The organism is Azospirillum thermophilum (assembly GCF_003130795.1).
GTDB classification, from domain to species: domain Bacteria; phylum Pseudomonadota; class Alphaproteobacteria; order Azospirillales; family Azospirillaceae; genus Azospirillum; species Azospirillum thermophilum.
The window spans coordinates 56,939-72,084 of record NZ_CP029357.1; the positions used below are offsets into that span (position 1 = coordinate 56,939).

Consider the following 15,146-nt stretch of genomic DNA (forward strand, 5'->3'; position numbering starts at 1 on the left):
GCCGTCAGTTCGTCGTTCCGGTCGCGACGGGGGTCACCGGCGCCACCGGATATCCCGCCTCCTGCCAGCGCGACACGCCGTCGGCATACCAGTAGACATTGCCGTAACCCCACTCCATGGCCCGCTTGGCCGCGTTCCAGGACATCCAGCAGTTCGGCTCGCAGAACAGCACCAGCCCGGCCTTGCGGTCGCCGCCGGTGATCTGCTCCAGCCCGCTGCGGAAATAGCGTTCCTGCTCCTTCGACAGGGTGCCGTAGCCGACATTCGGCAGCCAGACGGCGCCCGGCAGGCTCTGGCGCGGCAGCGGTGCCCAGAGGGCGGGCGGCGGGCGGTCCGCCGGGCGTTGCGGCGCCGGCATGACATCGACCAGACGCAGGCCGGGCGACCGCTCCATCAGATGCCTCAGCGCGGGCAGGGTGAGGGTGGTGGCGCCGCGCAGGCCGGCGGGAACGGGGGCGCGGTAGCCGTCCGTCCGGTAGCCGTCGGGCTCCATCGCCTCCGCCGTCTTCAGGGTGCCGTCGGGGCCGATCAGCGGCACATGGTAGCGCAGCAGGATGGCGTCGATGTCGGCCTGCCGGCGCTTGATGAAGTCGTTCAGCCAGTGCTTCCACTCCGGTTCGTCGGCCCGGATGCCCATGGAGATGTCGAACTGCAGCCGCGCGGCCGCCGGTTCCTGCACCATCGGCACGACGACCAGCGGCTCCTGCTGCTGCGCCGCGTAATAGCCGGCGATCGGCCCCAGATCACCGCCGCGTCCGTCCGCCCCTTCGCCACGTCCTCGATCGCGTCGCGGGCCGGGTTGCCCGCCCGCGTGTCGGTGTTGAGCTGGTAGGGCTCCATCCGCGTCAGGCCGTAGCGGCGCATCAGCGACGCCGCCGGCGTCTTCTCGACGATGCCGATCCGTGCCTCCTTCAGCGACGGGTCGCCCAGCGTCCGTGCCGTCAGGCCGGACGCCTTGCGGTAGACCAGCGCGTAGACCGTGCGATAGTAGGGGTTGGTGTTCTGCATCAGCTCCTCGCCCGAAGCCGTTCCCATGACGAGGTCGCACTGCCGGGCGCGCAGCGTGTTGCGGACGAAGCCGATGGTCTGCGGCCACCAGAAATAGGTCACCGGCCGCTGCAGATCCTCGCCGATCAGGCGGGCGATCTCGTTCTCGAATCCCTCCAGGCGCTCGTTGGAAAAGGGCAGCAGGTTGGCGTCGGCACAGACGCGGACGGCCTCCCTGTCGCTGGCTTCGATGGCGATCGCCCCGCTTGACGCCGTCAGGACGACGCCGGCCAGCACTGCGGCGATGCGCGCCGGGATTGCCGCCGTCACGGCCGGCCCCTCAGCTTCCGTACCGCTTGGGACGCCCGCCGGGCAGGGCGCCGTCGGCGCGGGCCTTCAGGTAGCGGTAGATGTCGTCGAGATTCTGCACCACGTTGGGATCGAGCCCGAAGGTCGGCATCACCTTGTCTCCGGTGGCGCCCTGGGTCTGGCGGCCGTTGATGACGACCTCCTTGAACTCGTCGTAGCTCAGTCTCTTGAGGGAATCGACCAGCGGCGGCGCGAAGGACGATCCGCTGGCGTCGAAGCCATGGCAGGTATGGCAGACCGAGTGGAAGCGGCGGTAGCCGTTGTAGGTGCCGCGGTCGACAAGGCCCTCTTTCACCTCGTAGGTCGGCACCCCGTCCGGGGTCATCGGCGGTTCCTCCTCGGCCATGGCCGGGCCGATCACGGCGGCGCCGGCCAGGCCGATCGCCAACAGGCACGAGCGCGCGCGAAATCGCAGGGTCATCGTCATCAGCTGTCCTCGATGGCCGGCAGGCCCGGCGCCTCCCGGCGGTGATGCGCGGGAGGCGCCGGGGGATGCCTCACTTCTGGTCGGGAACGTGGAACACCGTCAGCACCCCGCCGAGCTGGGTGTACTCGCCGAGCGAGGCATGCGCGCCGACGGCACCCAGGCCGGCCGTTGCCACCGTTCCGGGCTGGTGGCCGGGATGCACCGCCTCGTGCCAGGCGGTGGCGCCGCTCTCCTGCGTCAGGCCGGCCGCAAGGCCGATACCGGCCCAGCCGCCCACCCCCGACAGGACCGCGATGTACTGCTTGCCGTTGTGGGTGTAGGTGTTGATGTTGCCGATGATCCCCGAGGGCGTCTTGAAGCGCCACAGCTCCTTGCCGTCCTTCATGTTGACGGCGATGAGATAGCCTTCCAGCGTCCCGTAATAGGCGACGCCGCCCTTGGTGGTCAGGGCGCCGCTCCACACCGCGAAGCGTTCCGGACGCGACCAGACGATCTTGCCGGCCGCCGCGTCCCAGGCGATGAAGTTGCCCATGCCGCCGTGGGAGTTCGGCGTCGGATACATCGAGACGGTCGAACCGACATAGGCCTGCCCCGCCGTATAGGCGACGGAGAAGGGCTCGTAATCCATGCAGATATGGTTGGTCGGGACGTAGAACAGCCCGGTGTCCGGCGAGAAGGAGGCCGGCTGCTGGTCCTTGGTGCCGAGGGCCGCGGGGCAGACGCCGGTCGTGTTGGTGTCCTCTCCGTTGGCGAACGTGCTGTACTTCTCGTTCACCTTCGGTCGGCCGGTCTTCATGTCGACCTCGGTCGCCCAGTTGACGGTCGGATCGTACTTCTGGGCGACCAGCAGCTCGCCGGTGGCCCGGTCGATGGTGTAGGCGAATCCGTTGCGGTCGAAGTTGACCAGAACCTTGCGCTGCTGGCCGTTCATCGTGATGTTGGCCAGGATGTTCTCGTTGACGCCGTCGAAGTCCCACTCGTCGAACGGCGTCTTCTGGTAGACCCATTTCGCCTCGCCGGTGTCGGGGTCGCGGGCGAAGATGGTCATCGACCACTTGTTGTCGCTCTTGTTGCGATCCTTGTCGACCGCCCGCTGGACCGGGTTCCAGGTTCCCGGATTGCCGGTTCCGTAATAGACGAGGTTCAGTTCCGGATCGTAGGTGTACCAGCCCCAGGTGGTGCCGCCGCCGCGCTTCCACTCGTCACCGGGCCATGTGCTGACGCCGAGATCCTTCGCGCCGATGGGCTTGCCCATCATCATCGTCTTCGACGGGTCGATCTTCACGTCGGCGTCCGGTCCGGTCGAATAGGCGCGCCAGACCATCTTGCCGCTGTTGGTGTCATAGGCGGTGAGGTGGCCGCGCACGCCGAACTCGCCGCCGCTGATGCCGACCAGGACCTTGTCCTTGACCACCACCGGAGCCGCCGTCAGCGTCTCGCCCTTGGTGTGGTCGCCGTTCTTGACCTTCCACAGCTCCTTGCCGTTCTTCGCGTCGAGCGCGACCAGCACGTTGTCAGCCTGGGCCAGGAAGACCTTGCCGTCCGCGACCGCGACGCCGCGGTTCACCGTGTCGCAGCACATCACCGGGATGACGGTCGGGTCCTGCACCGACTCGTATTTCCAGATCACCCGGCCGGGGTTGTTCAGGTCCAGGGCGAAGACCTTGTTCGGGAAAGGCGTGTGGATGTACATCACGTCGCCGATGACGATCGGTCCGCCCTCATGGCCGCGCAACACCCCGGTCGAGAAGCTCCAGGCGACCTGCAGGTTCTTGACGTTGTCCGCCGTGATCTGATTGAGCGGGCTGTAGCGCTGGCCGGCATAATTTCCCAGCTGCATGGCCCAGTTGTTCGGGTCCGACTGGATTTTCAGGACGCTTTCATTGGCGGCGGCCGAACCGGCGGCAAAGACGGCAGCAGAAGCCAGCAACCAGAGTGACAAGGCTTTCATGGCGCTCCCTCCCATTGTTGGCGCGAATCGCTACCTGCAAAAGCAATGGAACTGGATGCAAGACAGCACTCGCAGCACCAAATACCGCGATTTCGGTTCGGTAGTCGCTGTGCGCCAATCGGAGACATGAGCTTATGGTGGATGTTAGAACCCGTCAAGTATCGGCCGGAGCGCTATCCTAATTATGGATGCGGAATATCGATATTGTTTGATACGATGGCGCTATTTGGTGGTACATGTTTTTGTGCTCCCGATGTATCTGATAAAAACCAGGAAAATGGCGAAGTTCTATTTGCAGCGCAACATGTATGGGTTTGCGGTGCGGCATGCTTCCTGGCTTGAGCTCGGCTTTCATGTCGCTTCGAGAGGATCAAGGAATTTCTGCTTAGTGAAATTGACCGGCATACTTCTGTTATCCTGTTCCGGGTGGGATTGCCGGAGCGATACGGACAGCACTGCCCGGCAGCGATGCCCTCTCTTCCACCCGTTCAGAAAGCTTTTACTATGTTTGAGCTTGTCCTCGTGGTCTGCCTGCTGTCCGATCCCGACCGATGCTCGATCGAGCGACCCGCCTTTATTGAGCGCTTTCCCAATGTCGCGAGCTGCACGCGCAATGGTTACGTCAACGCCGTGCAATGGCAGATGACCCACCCGAGCTGGAGCGTCCGCCGCTGGCGCTGCGCCCAGCCGGAGACCTGAGGCGGCGCGCGCCGGGGAGGCCGGGGGCAGGGCGGGGCATGGGGCTTCGCCACTCGTTCCCGGTTTCCGACCGCTCGCGAGCGCATTTTGCCGCTCTCCGGACTCGAGCCCCACCGCCTACCGCGTGCTTCCTAGAATGGCGGCAGATCCTTTCCAAGGAGAGCTGTCATGGATCACGCAATAACCTTTGTGATCGCGACACTCTGCATCCTCGCGCTCTGCTACCGCTTTTACGGCGTGTTCTTCGTGCGCAAGGTGCTCCGTGCCGATGATTCGGAAGTCACCCCGTCCCACATCCTCGAGGACGGCCGCAACTACGTTCCCACCAAGAAGTGGGTCACCGCCGGGCAGCATTTCGCGGCGATCGCCGCCGCCGGCCCGCTGGTCGGTCCCGTGCTCGCCGCCCAGTTCGGCTACCTGCCGAGCTTCCTGTGGCTGCTGATCGGCTGCGTCATCGGCGGTGCCGTGCACGACACGGTCGTGCTCTTCGCCTCGATGAAGCACAAGGGCCAGTCCCTGTCCGAGGTCGCGAAGGCCGAACTCGGTCCCGTCGCCGGCTGGTGCACCGGCCTCGCCATGCTGTTCATCATCACGATCACCATGGCCGGCCTGTCGATGGTCGTCGTCCATGCCCTGGAGCGCAACGCCTGGGGCGCCTTCGCGGTCTTCATGACCATCCCGATCGCCATCGCGCTCGGCCTCTACGAGCGGCTGACCGGCAGCTCCAAGGGCGCCACCTATGTCGGTGTCGCCGCCATCGCCGCCTCGGTCGTGGCCGGCCCCTACATCCAGGGCACCGTGCTGGGCAACTGGCTGACCCTGCATGCCGAGACCGTGGCGCTGATCCTGCCGATCTACGCCTTCTTCGCCACCGCCCTGCCGGTGTGGCTGCTGCTGACCCCGCGCGGCTACCTGTCGAGCTTCATGAAGATCGGCGTGTTCGGCGCGCTCGTCATCGGCGTCGTCTTCATCAACCCGGAGATCCGCTTCCCGGCCCTGACCGACTTCATCTACGGCGGCGGCCCGGTGCTGAAGGGCCCGGTGTGGCCGTTCATCTCGATCACCATCGCCTGCGGCGCCATCTCCGGCTTCCATGCCTTCATCGGGTCGGGCACCACGCCCAAGCTGATCGACAAGTGGAGCGACATCCGTCCGGTGGCCTTCGGCGGCATGCTGGCGGAATGCGTGGTCGGCGTCATGGCGCTGATCGCCGCCACCGCCCTGCACCCGGCCGACTATTTCGCCATCAACTCCGCGCCGGCCGCCTTCCAGGCGCTGGGCATGCAGGTGGTCGACCTGCCGCGGCTGAGCCAGGAGATCGGCCTCGACCTCTACGGCCGCACCGGCGGCGCCGTGACGCTGGCCGTCGGCATGACCGAGATCTTCACCCGCCTGCCGTGGTTCAGCAGCCTCGCCTCCTACTTCTTCCAGTTCGTCGTGATGTTCGAGGCGGTGTTCATCCTGACCGCCGTGGACAGCGGCACCCGCGTCGCCCGTTACCTGATCCAGGACCTGGGTGGCGACCTCTATGCCCCGCTGAAGCGGCTCGACTGGGTCCCCGGTTCGATCGGTGCGAGCGTGCTGGCCTGCGTGGCCTGGGGCTACCTGCTGACCTCGGGCGACATCAACTCGGTCTGGGCCCTGTTCGGCGTGTCGAACCAGCTGATGGCCTCGGTCGGCCTGATCATCGGCGCCACCATCATCCTGCGCCTGTCGCAGAAGCGGGCCTACATGCTGACCTGCCTGGTCCCGCTGGCCTACCTGTTCGTCACGGTGAACTATGCCGGCTACTGGATGATCGCCAACGTCTACCTGAACCCCGGCGTCAAGGGCTACAGCGTCTTCAACGCCGCCATCTCGATCATCATGCTGGCGCTGGGCTTCATCATCCTCTTCGCCGCCCTGAAGAAGTGGAAGGAACTGCTGCAGGTCCACAAGGCCACCCTGGCCGATACGGTGGCCGCCACCGCGGCCGAGTGAGCGACCCGGCAGTTCTCCTCGGAACCAGGAGGGGGGCCGCCAGCGGGCGGCCTCCCTTGAAACCGGAAGGTCAAGACAATGGATACGCTGTTGACGGAATCGATGGTCCCTTCGCTGGCCGAGACGCCGTCCCTCAACCCCTGGCGCGGCTTCGCCGGTGGAACCTGGCGGCAGGAGGTCAACGTCCGCGACTTCATCCTGCAGAACGTGACGCCCTACGAGGGTGATGCGGCCTTCGTTGCGGGCCCGACGGGCAAGACGAAGCAGCTCTGGGACGAGGTGGCGGAGCTCCTGAAGAAGGAGCGGGCGAGCAAAGGCGGCGTGCTCGACGCCGATACCGAGGTCTTCTCCTCGATCACCTCGCACGCCCCGGGCTACATCGACCAGGACCTCGAGCTCATCGTCGGCCTGCAGACCGAAAAGCCCCTCAAGCGCGCCATCTTGCCCTTCGGCGGCTGGCGCATGGTCAAGAACGGCCTCGAGGCCTACGGCTACACCCCCTCGCCCAAGCTCGAGGAGGTCTTCCCGGCCCTGCGCAAGACCCACAACGACGGCGTCTTCGACGCCTACTCCGAGGAGGCCCTGCGCTGCCGCAAGTCCGGCGTCATCACCGGGCTGCCCGACGCCTACGGCCGCGGCCGCATCATCGGCGACTACCGCCGCCTCGCGCTCTACGGCGCCGACTTCCTGATCGAGGACAAGAAGGCCCAGGTCAAGTCGCTCGAGCTCAACAGCCTCGACGAGGATACCCTGCGCCTGCGCGAGGAGCTGGCCGAGCAGATCAAGGCCCTCAAGGACTTGGTCAAGATGGCCAAGTCCTACGGCTTCGACGTCGCCCGCCCGGCCGCCAACGCCCGCGAGGCGGTGCAGTGGACCTACCTGGCCTATCTGGCGGCGGTCAAGGAGGCCAACGGTGCCGCCATGTCCTTGGGCCGCGTCTCCAGCTTCCTCGACGTCTACATCGAGCGCGACCTGCGCGAGGGCACGCTGTGCGAGGCCGAGGCCCAGGCGCTGATCGACCACTTCGTCATGAAGCTCCGCATGGTCCGCTTCCTGCGCACGCCGGAATACGACCAGCTGTTCTCCGGCGACCCGACCTGGGTGACCGAGTGCATCGGCGGCATGGCGCTGGACGGCCGGCCGCTGGTGACGAAGAACAGCTTCCGCATGCTGCAGACCCTGCACAACCTCGGCCCGGCGCCCGAGCCGAACCTGACGGTGCTGTGGTCGGAGAAGCTGCCGGAGGGCTTCAAGGCCTTCTGCGCCGAGACCTCGATCAGGACCTGCTCGCTGCAGTATGAGAGCGACGACCTGATGCGGCCCTACTGGGGCGACGACTACGGCATCGCCTGCTGCGTCTCGGCCATGCGCATCGGCAAGCAGATGCAGTTCTTCGGCGCCCGCGCCAACCTGGCCAAGACGCTGTTGTACGCCATCAACGGCGGGCGCGACGAGGTGTCGGGCGAGCAGGTCGGCCCGGCCTTCGCGCCGGTCACCGGCGACGTGCTCGACTACGACACGGTGGTGGCGCGCTTCGTGCCGATGATGGAGTGGCTGGCCAAGGCCTACATGAACGCGCTCAACACCATCCACTACATGCACGACAAGTACATGTACGAGCGGCTGGAGATGGCGCTGCACGACCGCGACATCCTGCGCACCATGGCCTGCGGCATCGCCGGCCTGTCGGTGGTGGCGGACAGCCTGTCGGCGATCCGGCACGCCACGGTGAAGGTGGTGCGCGACGAGCGCGGGCTGGCGACCGACTTCGTGATCGAGGGCGAGTACCCGGCCTTCGGCAACAACGACGAGCGGGTGGACGCCATCGCGACCTGGCTGGTCGAGACCTTCATGGGGATGCTGCGCAAGCAGAAGACCTACCGCAACGCGCTGCCGACGCAGTCGGTGCTGACCATCACCTCCAACGTGGTGTACGGCAAGAAGACGGGCAACACGCCGGACGGCCGCAAGGCCGGCCAGCCCTTCGCGCCGGGGGCCAACCCGATGCACGGGCGGGACAGGAAGGGGGCGGTGGCCTCGATGGCGTCGGTGGCGAAGCTGCCCTACGCGCACGCGCAGGACGGCATCAGCTACACCTTCACCATCGTGCCGGGTGCCCTGGGCCGCACCGAGGGCGAGCGGGTGGACAATCTGGTGGGTCTGCTCGACGGCTACTTCGCCCAGGGCGGCCACCACATCAACGTCAACGTCTTCGACCGCGAGACGCTGCTGCACGCCATGGACCATCCGGAGCTCTATCCGCAGCTCACCATCCGGGTGTCCGGCTATGCCGTCAACTTCATCAAGCTGACGCGCGAGCAGCAGCTCGACGTCATCTCCCGGACCTTCCATGACAAGCACTGACGCCATGGCGGGGTCCTGACCGGGAGAGGGGCCGGATTGTGCGGATTGTGCAGGTCCCGTTTGCTGCACAGTGCGTGCTGTCCGGCCCTTGCCCTTTTCTTTCAACGGCCTGCGGATGATCGTCCGCAGGCCGTCCTTGTGCGGCGGCTGCACCGTCCGGTCCGCCGGCAAGCGGCCGGAAAACGGCACCGGCGGCGGAAGCCGCCTCCCGCCGCCGGTGCCGCTCAGGATGGATCACTCACGCGCTGTTACGGCAGAGCATGTGCCTTGACGTCCTGGCGAAGACGCCGGGTGTAGTCCTCCAGCTCGCGGCGCATGGCATCGAACGCATCGCGGATGGCCACCCGCGGGTCCTCGTGGGCCTGATCCTCCGGCCCCTGCCGGCTGGTCACCAGCTCGGCCTGCGGGACGGTGAGGACGATGCGGACTTCGTAGAGCTTGCCCTTGTACTGATGCCGGTGCGGCGATTCGACGATGACCCGGCAGCCCATGATGTCCTGGCAGAAGCGCTCGAGCTTGCCTGCCTGCTCCCGGATGATGAAGTCCAGGGCCGGCGACGGGTCCATGTTCCGGAACACGATCTGCAACGGAAGACGCATGTGTGCCTCCTGTCTTCCAGGCGGATGGGCGGGGAAATCCCGGGCACCCGACATGCGGTGATGATGTCAGTCTAGCAGCGGAGGGGAACGCGGCATTAACCTGCATCAATGCGCAGGCCACGCTTCGGCGTAGACTATGGGAGATCCGTGATGGGAGATCCGCTGCGGAACCGCCGGAGGGCGGCGGCCCCGCCCCGTCCTTTCCCCCTTACACCCCTTCCCCATGCTGGCCCTGCTGGGTCAGCGTGGCGATGAAGCGTTTGGTCCGCTCGCGCGCCGGCTGGGTGAACAGCGTGCGGGACGGGCCGGTCTCCACCACCTCGCCGCCCTCCAGGAACACCACCTCGTGCGCGATGCGCGAGGCCAGACGCAGGTCGTGCGTCGCCATCACCATGGTGGTGCCCTCCTCGGCCAGCTTGCCCAGCACCTCCACCACCTCGCCCGACAGCTCGGGATCGAGGGCGGAGGTCGGCTCGTCGCACAGCAGGACGCGGGGCGACGGGGCGAGCGCGCGGGCGATGGCGACGCGCTGCTGCTGGCCGCCGGACAGGGTGGCGGGCCAGGCGTCCGCCTTGTGGGCCATGCCGACCTTGTCGAGCAGGGCCATCGCCCGTTCGCGCGCCCTGGCCGCCGGCCATTTCTGCACGGTGACCAGCCCCTCCATCACATTCTCGACCGCGGTGCGGTGGGGGAAGAGCTGGAAGTTCTGGAACACCATGCCGGTCTGGCCGCGCAGCCGCTGGATGTCCTTCCAGCCGGGCCGGGAGGCGGGATGGAAGGCCAGCTCCTCCTCGCCGATCCGCACGGTGCCGGCGGTCGGGATCTCCAGCAGGTTGATGCAGCGCAGCAGCGTGCTCTTGCCGCCGCCGGACGGGCCGATCAGGGCGGTGACCCGCCCCTCCGCCACGGTCAGCGTGACGCCTTTCAGGACGGTCAGGTCGCCGAAGCGCTTCTCGATGTCAGACAGCCGGATCACGACTTGGCCTCCAGGAAGCCGCCGTACCGCCCCAGCCGGCGTTCCAGCCGGTCCTGCAGGGCCGAGAGGACGGAACTCAGCACGAGATAGATCAGCGCCGCCTCGACATAGAGGATCAGCGGCTCGTAGGTGGTCGCGACGATGCGCTGGGCGGCCTGGAACAGCTCCGGCACGGTGATGGCCGCGGCGAGCGAGGTGTCCTTGACCAGCGAGATGAAGCTGTTGGACAGCGGCGGCACCGCCACCCGGGCGGCCTGCGGCAGGATGGTCCGCCGCATCGCCTGGCTCCAGTTCATGCCGATCGAATAGGCGGCCTCCCACTGGCCCTTCGGCACCGAGCCGATGGCGGCGCGCACGATCTCCGACGTGTAGGCGCCGACATTCAGCGTGAAGCCGATCAGCGCCGCCGGAAAGGCGTCCAGCACGATGCCGGCGCTCGGCAGGCCGTAGAAGATCAGGAAAAGCTGCACCAGCAGCGGCGTGCCGCGGATGATCCAGACATAGAAGCGGACGACGGCCGCCAGCGGCCGCGGGCCGAACAGGCGGATGACCGCCGTCACCAGCCCCACCGTCAGGCCGAGCGCGAAGGAGGCCAGCGTCAGGGGAACGGTGAAGACCAGCGCCGCCCACAGCAGCGACGGAAACGAGTCCGCCATCAGGGTAAGCCAGTGCAGCACGGGAAAGGTGCCTCTCGTGAGGGTCGGGTCCGGGACAGGGGTTTTCCGGGGAGTCGGGCCGGGCGACAGGCCGCCGAGCGGTCATGGCCGGGCCGGACCCGGCCATGACGACGGACGGCTGCAAGCCCGTCCGCTTACTTCGACACGTCCTCGCCGAAATACTTCTGCGAGATGGCCTTGTAGGTGCCGTCGGCCTTGATGGCCTGCAGCGCGCCATTGATCGCGGCGACCAGCGCGGTCTCGCCCTTGCGGACGATGATGCCGGAATAGTCGGCCTTGTCCTGCGTCGCCACCACCTTCACGTTGGCGTTCGGCTTCTGCTTCTTGAAGTCGAGGAAGGACAGGCTGTCGTTGACGGTCGCGTCGGCCCGGCCGTTGAGGACGAGCTGGATCGACTGGTCGAAGCCGTCCGTGCCGACGAGCTGGGCGCCCGACGCCTCGGCCAGCTTGCCGAAGTTGCTGGTCAGCGACTGCGCCGACTTCTTGCCCTTCAGGTCGGCGAAGCCCTTGATGGCGTCGTTGTCGCCGCGGACGATCAGCACGGCGCGGCTGGTGATGTAGGGGTCGGAGAAGTCGTACTTGGCCTTGCGCGCCTCGGTGATTCCCACCTGGTTGATGACGGCGTCATAGCGGCGGGCGTCCAGGCCGGCGATCAGCCCGTCCCACTTGCCTTCCAGGAACTCGGCCTTCACGCCGATGCGCTTGGCCACCTCGCGGCCGATCTCGACGTCGAATCCGACCAGCGCGCCGGAGGCGTCATGGAAGGTGAAGGGCGCATAGGTTCCCTCGGTCCCGATCTTCAGCACGCCCTCGGACTTGATGCGGTCGAGGTCCGACTGGGCCTGCGCCTGGACGGGAGCGACGGCGACGGCGGCGGCCTGGAGCAGGCCGGCGACGAGAAGCGATTTCAGCCATTTCATCGGTTGATGCCCGGTATTCGTGAGTTGGGATGTCGGGTTGGTCCGCCACCGCGGGGGCGCGCGTTGCGGCGCCGGGCGGTTGCCGGTCACGCTACAGGAAAGCATATCGGCCGACAAGGGAACAAACTACCTAATTAGCGCACATCAACTGTATTTAGTGAGTACCACAAACATGTAGATTGGGAAATCGGCCCGGCGCGCCGCCTTGGCGGCGATCCGCCCTGCCGCCTTGGCGGCGATCCGTCCTGGAGCATGAACAGGCAGGCGCCGGAACGGTTCACCGCCACCGCGCGGTGCGTCGATCGGTCCGGGCGAGCCATATTGGGATACAAACGAAAAAGGAGTACCACTCTGGCTTGGCGGGGGGACGGTGCCATGCGATTGCGCACGCTGTTGTTGTTGCTGCTGTTCGGGCTGGGGCTGCTTCCGGCCGCGGTGCTGACGGCCCTCGATCTTCCGGCCACGGTCGCCACCTTCGAGGAGGCCGCGGCGCGCGAGGCCCTGTCCAGGGGAGAGGCGGCGGCGGCCGAGCTGAACCGCCGCATGGAGCGCCGCAAGGAGACCGTGCGCAACCTGGCGATGCTGCCGGCCCCGCTGGAGATGCTGAATGCCAGCCGGGGCAAGGGCGACGGCCTCTATCTCGACGTCCGGCAGGCGGAGGAGCGCTTCTCCGGCGTCGTCCGCCGCTGGTTCGGCGGTGCCTCCGATTTCCGCCGCCTCGCCATTCTCGACCGCGAAGGGACCGAACTGCTGCGGCTGGAGGCGGCGGGGCGGGAAATCGCTCCGGCCGGGACCACCCCCTCGCTCGCCACGGAATTCCCGGAGCGGTTCGCCGCCATGGTCGCCGGCAACGCGCGGGAGCCGCGCGCCATGCTGGTCTCCTCCTCCCTGCGCGTGCGCGTCGCCGGGCCGATCCGCAGCCTCGACGGCCTCGTGGTCGGTGTCCTGGTCACCGAATTCGATCTGCACGACGTCTTCGGCACCTCCGCCGGCTCGGTCCTGTTCGACGGCACCGGGCGCGTCCTGCTGGGCGATCCGGCCGGGGTGGTCTCCCCCTTCGAAGCCGGCGGCCGGTCCTCGCGGATCCGGGACGAGGACGGCGACCTCGTCGTCACCCGCAGCGCTGCCGGCGACGCGGTGGCCTGGACGCTGATCCGCTTCGACGAGAGACCGGAGGATGCCCTGTGGATCGGCACGGCGCTCGACCGCTCCCGGCTCGGCGACTGGCTGGCCGACCTGCGGCTGCGCGTGGCGGCGGTGGCGCTGGCCCTGACGCTGATCCTCGCGCTGGTCGTGCGGTTCGTCGCCGTCCGCGTCGACGGCGCCCGGCAGCGTCTGCTCGGCGGGCTCGCCGGCATCCTGCGGGGGGAGGAGGTCGCCTTCTCCTGGTCCTGGCCGCGCGAGGCGCGCCTGCTGGCGGAGGAGCTGAACGCGCTCGCCGTCCGCCACGGCGACGCCACCCGCGCCCGCGCCGCCGCCGAGGAGCAGTTGTTCCGCGAGAAGGAGCAGGCGGAGGCCACCCTGCTGTCGATCGCCGACGGCGTGCTGACCACCGATGCCGAGGGCAGGGTCCGCTACGCCAACCCCGCCGCCGTCCGGCTGCTCAACCGCCGGATGGAGGACATCCGGGGCCAGATGGTGGACCATGTGCTGATCCTGGTGGACGAGGCGCACCACACGCCGCTTCCCGATCCTGCCATCGCCTGCCTGCAGGGCGCGCGCGTCGCCGATGCGGGGGCCGAGACGCTGCTGGTCCGGCCGGACGGGCAGCCGGTGGCGGTGGAGGTCACCGCCGCCCCGATGCACGACCGCCAGGGCGGCATCGTCGGCGCCGTGGTCGCCCTGCGCAACGTGGCGAAGGAACGCCAGCTCGGCCGCATGCTCGCCTATCAGGCGGCGCACGACCCGCTGACCGGGCTGATGAACCGCCGCGCCTTCGAGGAGCGGCTGAAGGCCGCGCTGGCCGAGGCGCAGGACGGCGACGGACAGGCCCAGTGGCTCTGCTACGTCGACCTCGACCAGTTCAAGCTGATCAACGACACCTGCGGCCATCTGGCCGGCGACGAGCTGCTGAAGCAGGTCGCGGCGGAGCTGAAATGCTGCGCGCGCGACGGCGACCTGGTCGCCCGTACCGGCGGCGACGAGTTCAGCGTGCTGACCCACCCCGCCAGCCGCGACAGCGCCTACGAGCTGGCCGACCGCATGCGCCGCGCGCTGACCGACCTGCATTTCGTCTGGCAGTCGCAGTCCTTCAGCACCTCCGGCAGCTTCGGCCTCGTTCCGGTGCGCCAGCGCAGCGGCTCGCTCTACGACCTGATGAGCGCCGCCGACCGCGCCTGCTACGTCGCCAAGGACCGCGGGCGCAACCGCATCCACGTCGCCGACAGCCAGGACGAGGCGACCCGCCGCATCGGCAGCGAGATGCGCTGGGTGCACGAGACCATCCGCGCGCTGGAACAGGACCGGCTGCTGCTCTACTGGCAGCCCTTCCGCCCGCTGCGCCCGCCCTTCGACGAGGTGCACGGCGAGATTCTCGTGCGCATGCGGGCGGAGGACGGGTCCATCGTGCCGCCCGGCGCCTTCATCCCGGCGGCGGAGCGCTACAACCTGATGCGCGACGTCGACCGCTGGATCGTCAGCCGGGTGCTCGCCTCGCTGGCCGCGGGCGGCGTGGCCGGCGCCACCGTCTCGGTCAACCTGTCGGCGCAGTCCCTGTGCGACGACGACTTCCTCGGCTTCGTGCTGTCGGCGCTCGACTCGACCGGGGTCGATCCGCGCCTGCTCTGCTTCGAGGTGACGGAGACCGCGGCGATGAGCAACCTGACCCGCGCCCGACAGATGATCGAGGCGCTGAAGGGCCGCGGCTGCCGCTTCTCGCTCGACGATTTCGGCAGCGGCCTCAGCTCCTTCGCCTATCTGAAGAACCTGCCGGTCGATTACCTGAAGATCGACGGCAGCTTCGTCCGCCACATCGTGGAGGACCGGCTGGACCGCGCCTTCGTCCAGTCGATCAACGACATCGGCCATCTGATGGGGATCGAGACGATCGCCGAGTATGTCGAAACCCCGGCGATCGAGGCGGTCCTGCGCGACCTCGGCGTCGATTTCGCCCAGGGCTATGCGGTGGCCCGTCCGGCGCCCTGGGACGCCGCCCCCGTCGCGGTGCCGGCCTGACCCTGGACGGAAGTAGGATTGCA

Annotated in this window: 13 protein-coding genes; 5 read left to right on the forward strand and 8 right to left on the reverse strand. The window is 67.7% G+C overall.

Going from position 1 to position 15,146, the window contains the following annotated elements:
- Positions 1-4 precede the first annotated feature (4 nt).
- From DEW08_RS32905 to DEW08_RS25260, 4 genes are all read right to left on the reverse strand, one after another.
- On the reverse strand, positions 5-682 hold the full coding sequence (locus tag DEW08_RS32905) for a rhodanese-like domain-containing protein (protein ID WP_245987037.1): 678 nt from the start codon (positions 680-682) through the stop codon (positions 5-7).
- Positions 595-1,317, reverse strand: a complete 723-nt coding sequence (locus DEW08_RS32910; RefSeq protein ID WP_245986987.1) for a transporter substrate-binding domain-containing protein — start codon at positions 1,315-1,317, stop codon at positions 595-597. The genes DEW08_RS32905 and DEW08_RS32910 overlap by 88 nt, the downstream gene beginning before the upstream one ends.
- A 10-nt stretch (positions 1,318-1,327) precedes the next feature.
- Positions 1,328-1,783 carry a c-type cytochrome gene (locus DEW08_RS25255; protein WP_109332545.1) on the reverse strand — a complete coding sequence of 152 codons (456 nt, stop codon included), beginning with the start codon at positions 1,781-1,783 and terminating at the stop codon, positions 1,328-1,330.
- A 70-nt stretch (positions 1,784-1,853) separates the two neighbouring features.
- Positions 1,854-3,734: a methanol/ethanol family PQQ-dependent dehydrogenase gene (locus tag DEW08_RS25260; protein WP_109332546.1), complete on the reverse strand. Its 1,881-nt coding sequence runs from the start codon at positions 3,732-3,734 to the stop codon at positions 1,854-1,856.
- Here DEW08_RS25260 and DEW08_RS31390 point away from each other — a divergent pair.
- The 4 genes from DEW08_RS31390 to pflB all read left to right on the forward strand — a co-directional run bounded on the left by DEW08_RS31390 (position 3,622) and on the right by pflB (position 8,777).
- A complete protein-coding gene (locus DEW08_RS31390; protein WP_168220512.1) occupies positions 3,622-3,864 on the forward strand; it encodes a hypothetical protein in 243 nt (80 codons plus the stop codon). The two genes, DEW08_RS25260 and DEW08_RS31390, sit on opposite strands and share 113 nt — an antisense overlap.
- Positions 3,865-4,238: 374 nt before the next feature.
- The gene (locus tag DEW08_RS25265) at positions 4,239-4,433 is read left to right on the forward strand and encodes a hypothetical protein (protein ID WP_109332547.1); all 195 of its coding nucleotides are present in this window, start codon (positions 4,239-4,241) and stop codon (positions 4,431-4,433) included.
- Between the two features lie 168 nt (positions 4,434-4,601).
- Positions 4,602-6,413 (forward strand): carbon starvation CstA family protein, encoded by a 1,812-nt coding sequence (locus tag DEW08_RS25270; protein ID WP_109332548.1) that lies wholly within the window; start codon positions 4,602-4,604, stop codon positions 6,411-6,413.
- A gap of 78 nt (positions 6,414-6,491) precedes the next feature.
- Entirely contained in the window at positions 6,492-8,777 is a 2,286-nt protein-coding gene (pflB, locus tag DEW08_RS25275; RefSeq protein ID WP_109332549.1) for a formate C-acetyltransferase, read from the forward strand.
- A gap of 248 nt (positions 8,778-9,025) precedes the next feature.
- Here pflB and DEW08_RS25280 read toward each other — a convergent pair whose 3' ends face one another.
- The 4 genes from DEW08_RS25280 to DEW08_RS25295 form a co-directional block, all read right to left on the reverse strand.
- A complete protein-coding gene (locus DEW08_RS25280; protein ID WP_109332550.1) occupies positions 9,026-9,376 on the reverse strand; it encodes an HPF/RaiA family ribosome-associated protein in 351 nt (116 codons plus the stop codon).
- Between the two features lie 208 nt (positions 9,377-9,584).
- Positions 9,585-10,352 carry an amino acid ABC transporter ATP-binding protein gene (locus DEW08_RS25285; protein WP_109332551.1) on the reverse strand — a complete coding sequence of 256 codons (768 nt, stop codon included), beginning with the start codon at positions 10,350-10,352 and terminating at the stop codon, positions 9,585-9,587.
- A complete protein-coding gene (locus DEW08_RS25290; RefSeq protein WP_109332552.1) occupies positions 10,349-11,029 on the reverse strand; it encodes an amino acid ABC transporter permease in 681 nt (226 codons plus the stop codon). The genes DEW08_RS25285 and DEW08_RS25290 overlap by 4 nt, the downstream gene beginning before the upstream one ends.
- A 134-nt stretch (positions 11,030-11,163) precedes the next feature.
- Positions 11,164-11,949 (reverse strand): amino acid ABC transporter substrate-binding protein, encoded by a 786-nt coding sequence (locus DEW08_RS25295; RefSeq protein WP_109332553.1) that lies wholly within the window; start codon positions 11,947-11,949, stop codon positions 11,164-11,166.
- A gap of 375 nt (positions 11,950-12,324) precedes the next feature.
- On the opposite strand from DEW08_RS25295, the gene DEW08_RS25300 reads away from it, so the two are divergent.
- Positions 12,325-15,123, forward strand: a complete 2,799-nt coding sequence (locus DEW08_RS25300; protein ID WP_168220515.1) for an EAL domain-containing protein — start codon at positions 12,325-12,327, stop codon at positions 15,121-15,123.
- The last annotated feature ends 23 nt before the right edge of the window (positions 15,124-15,146 follow it).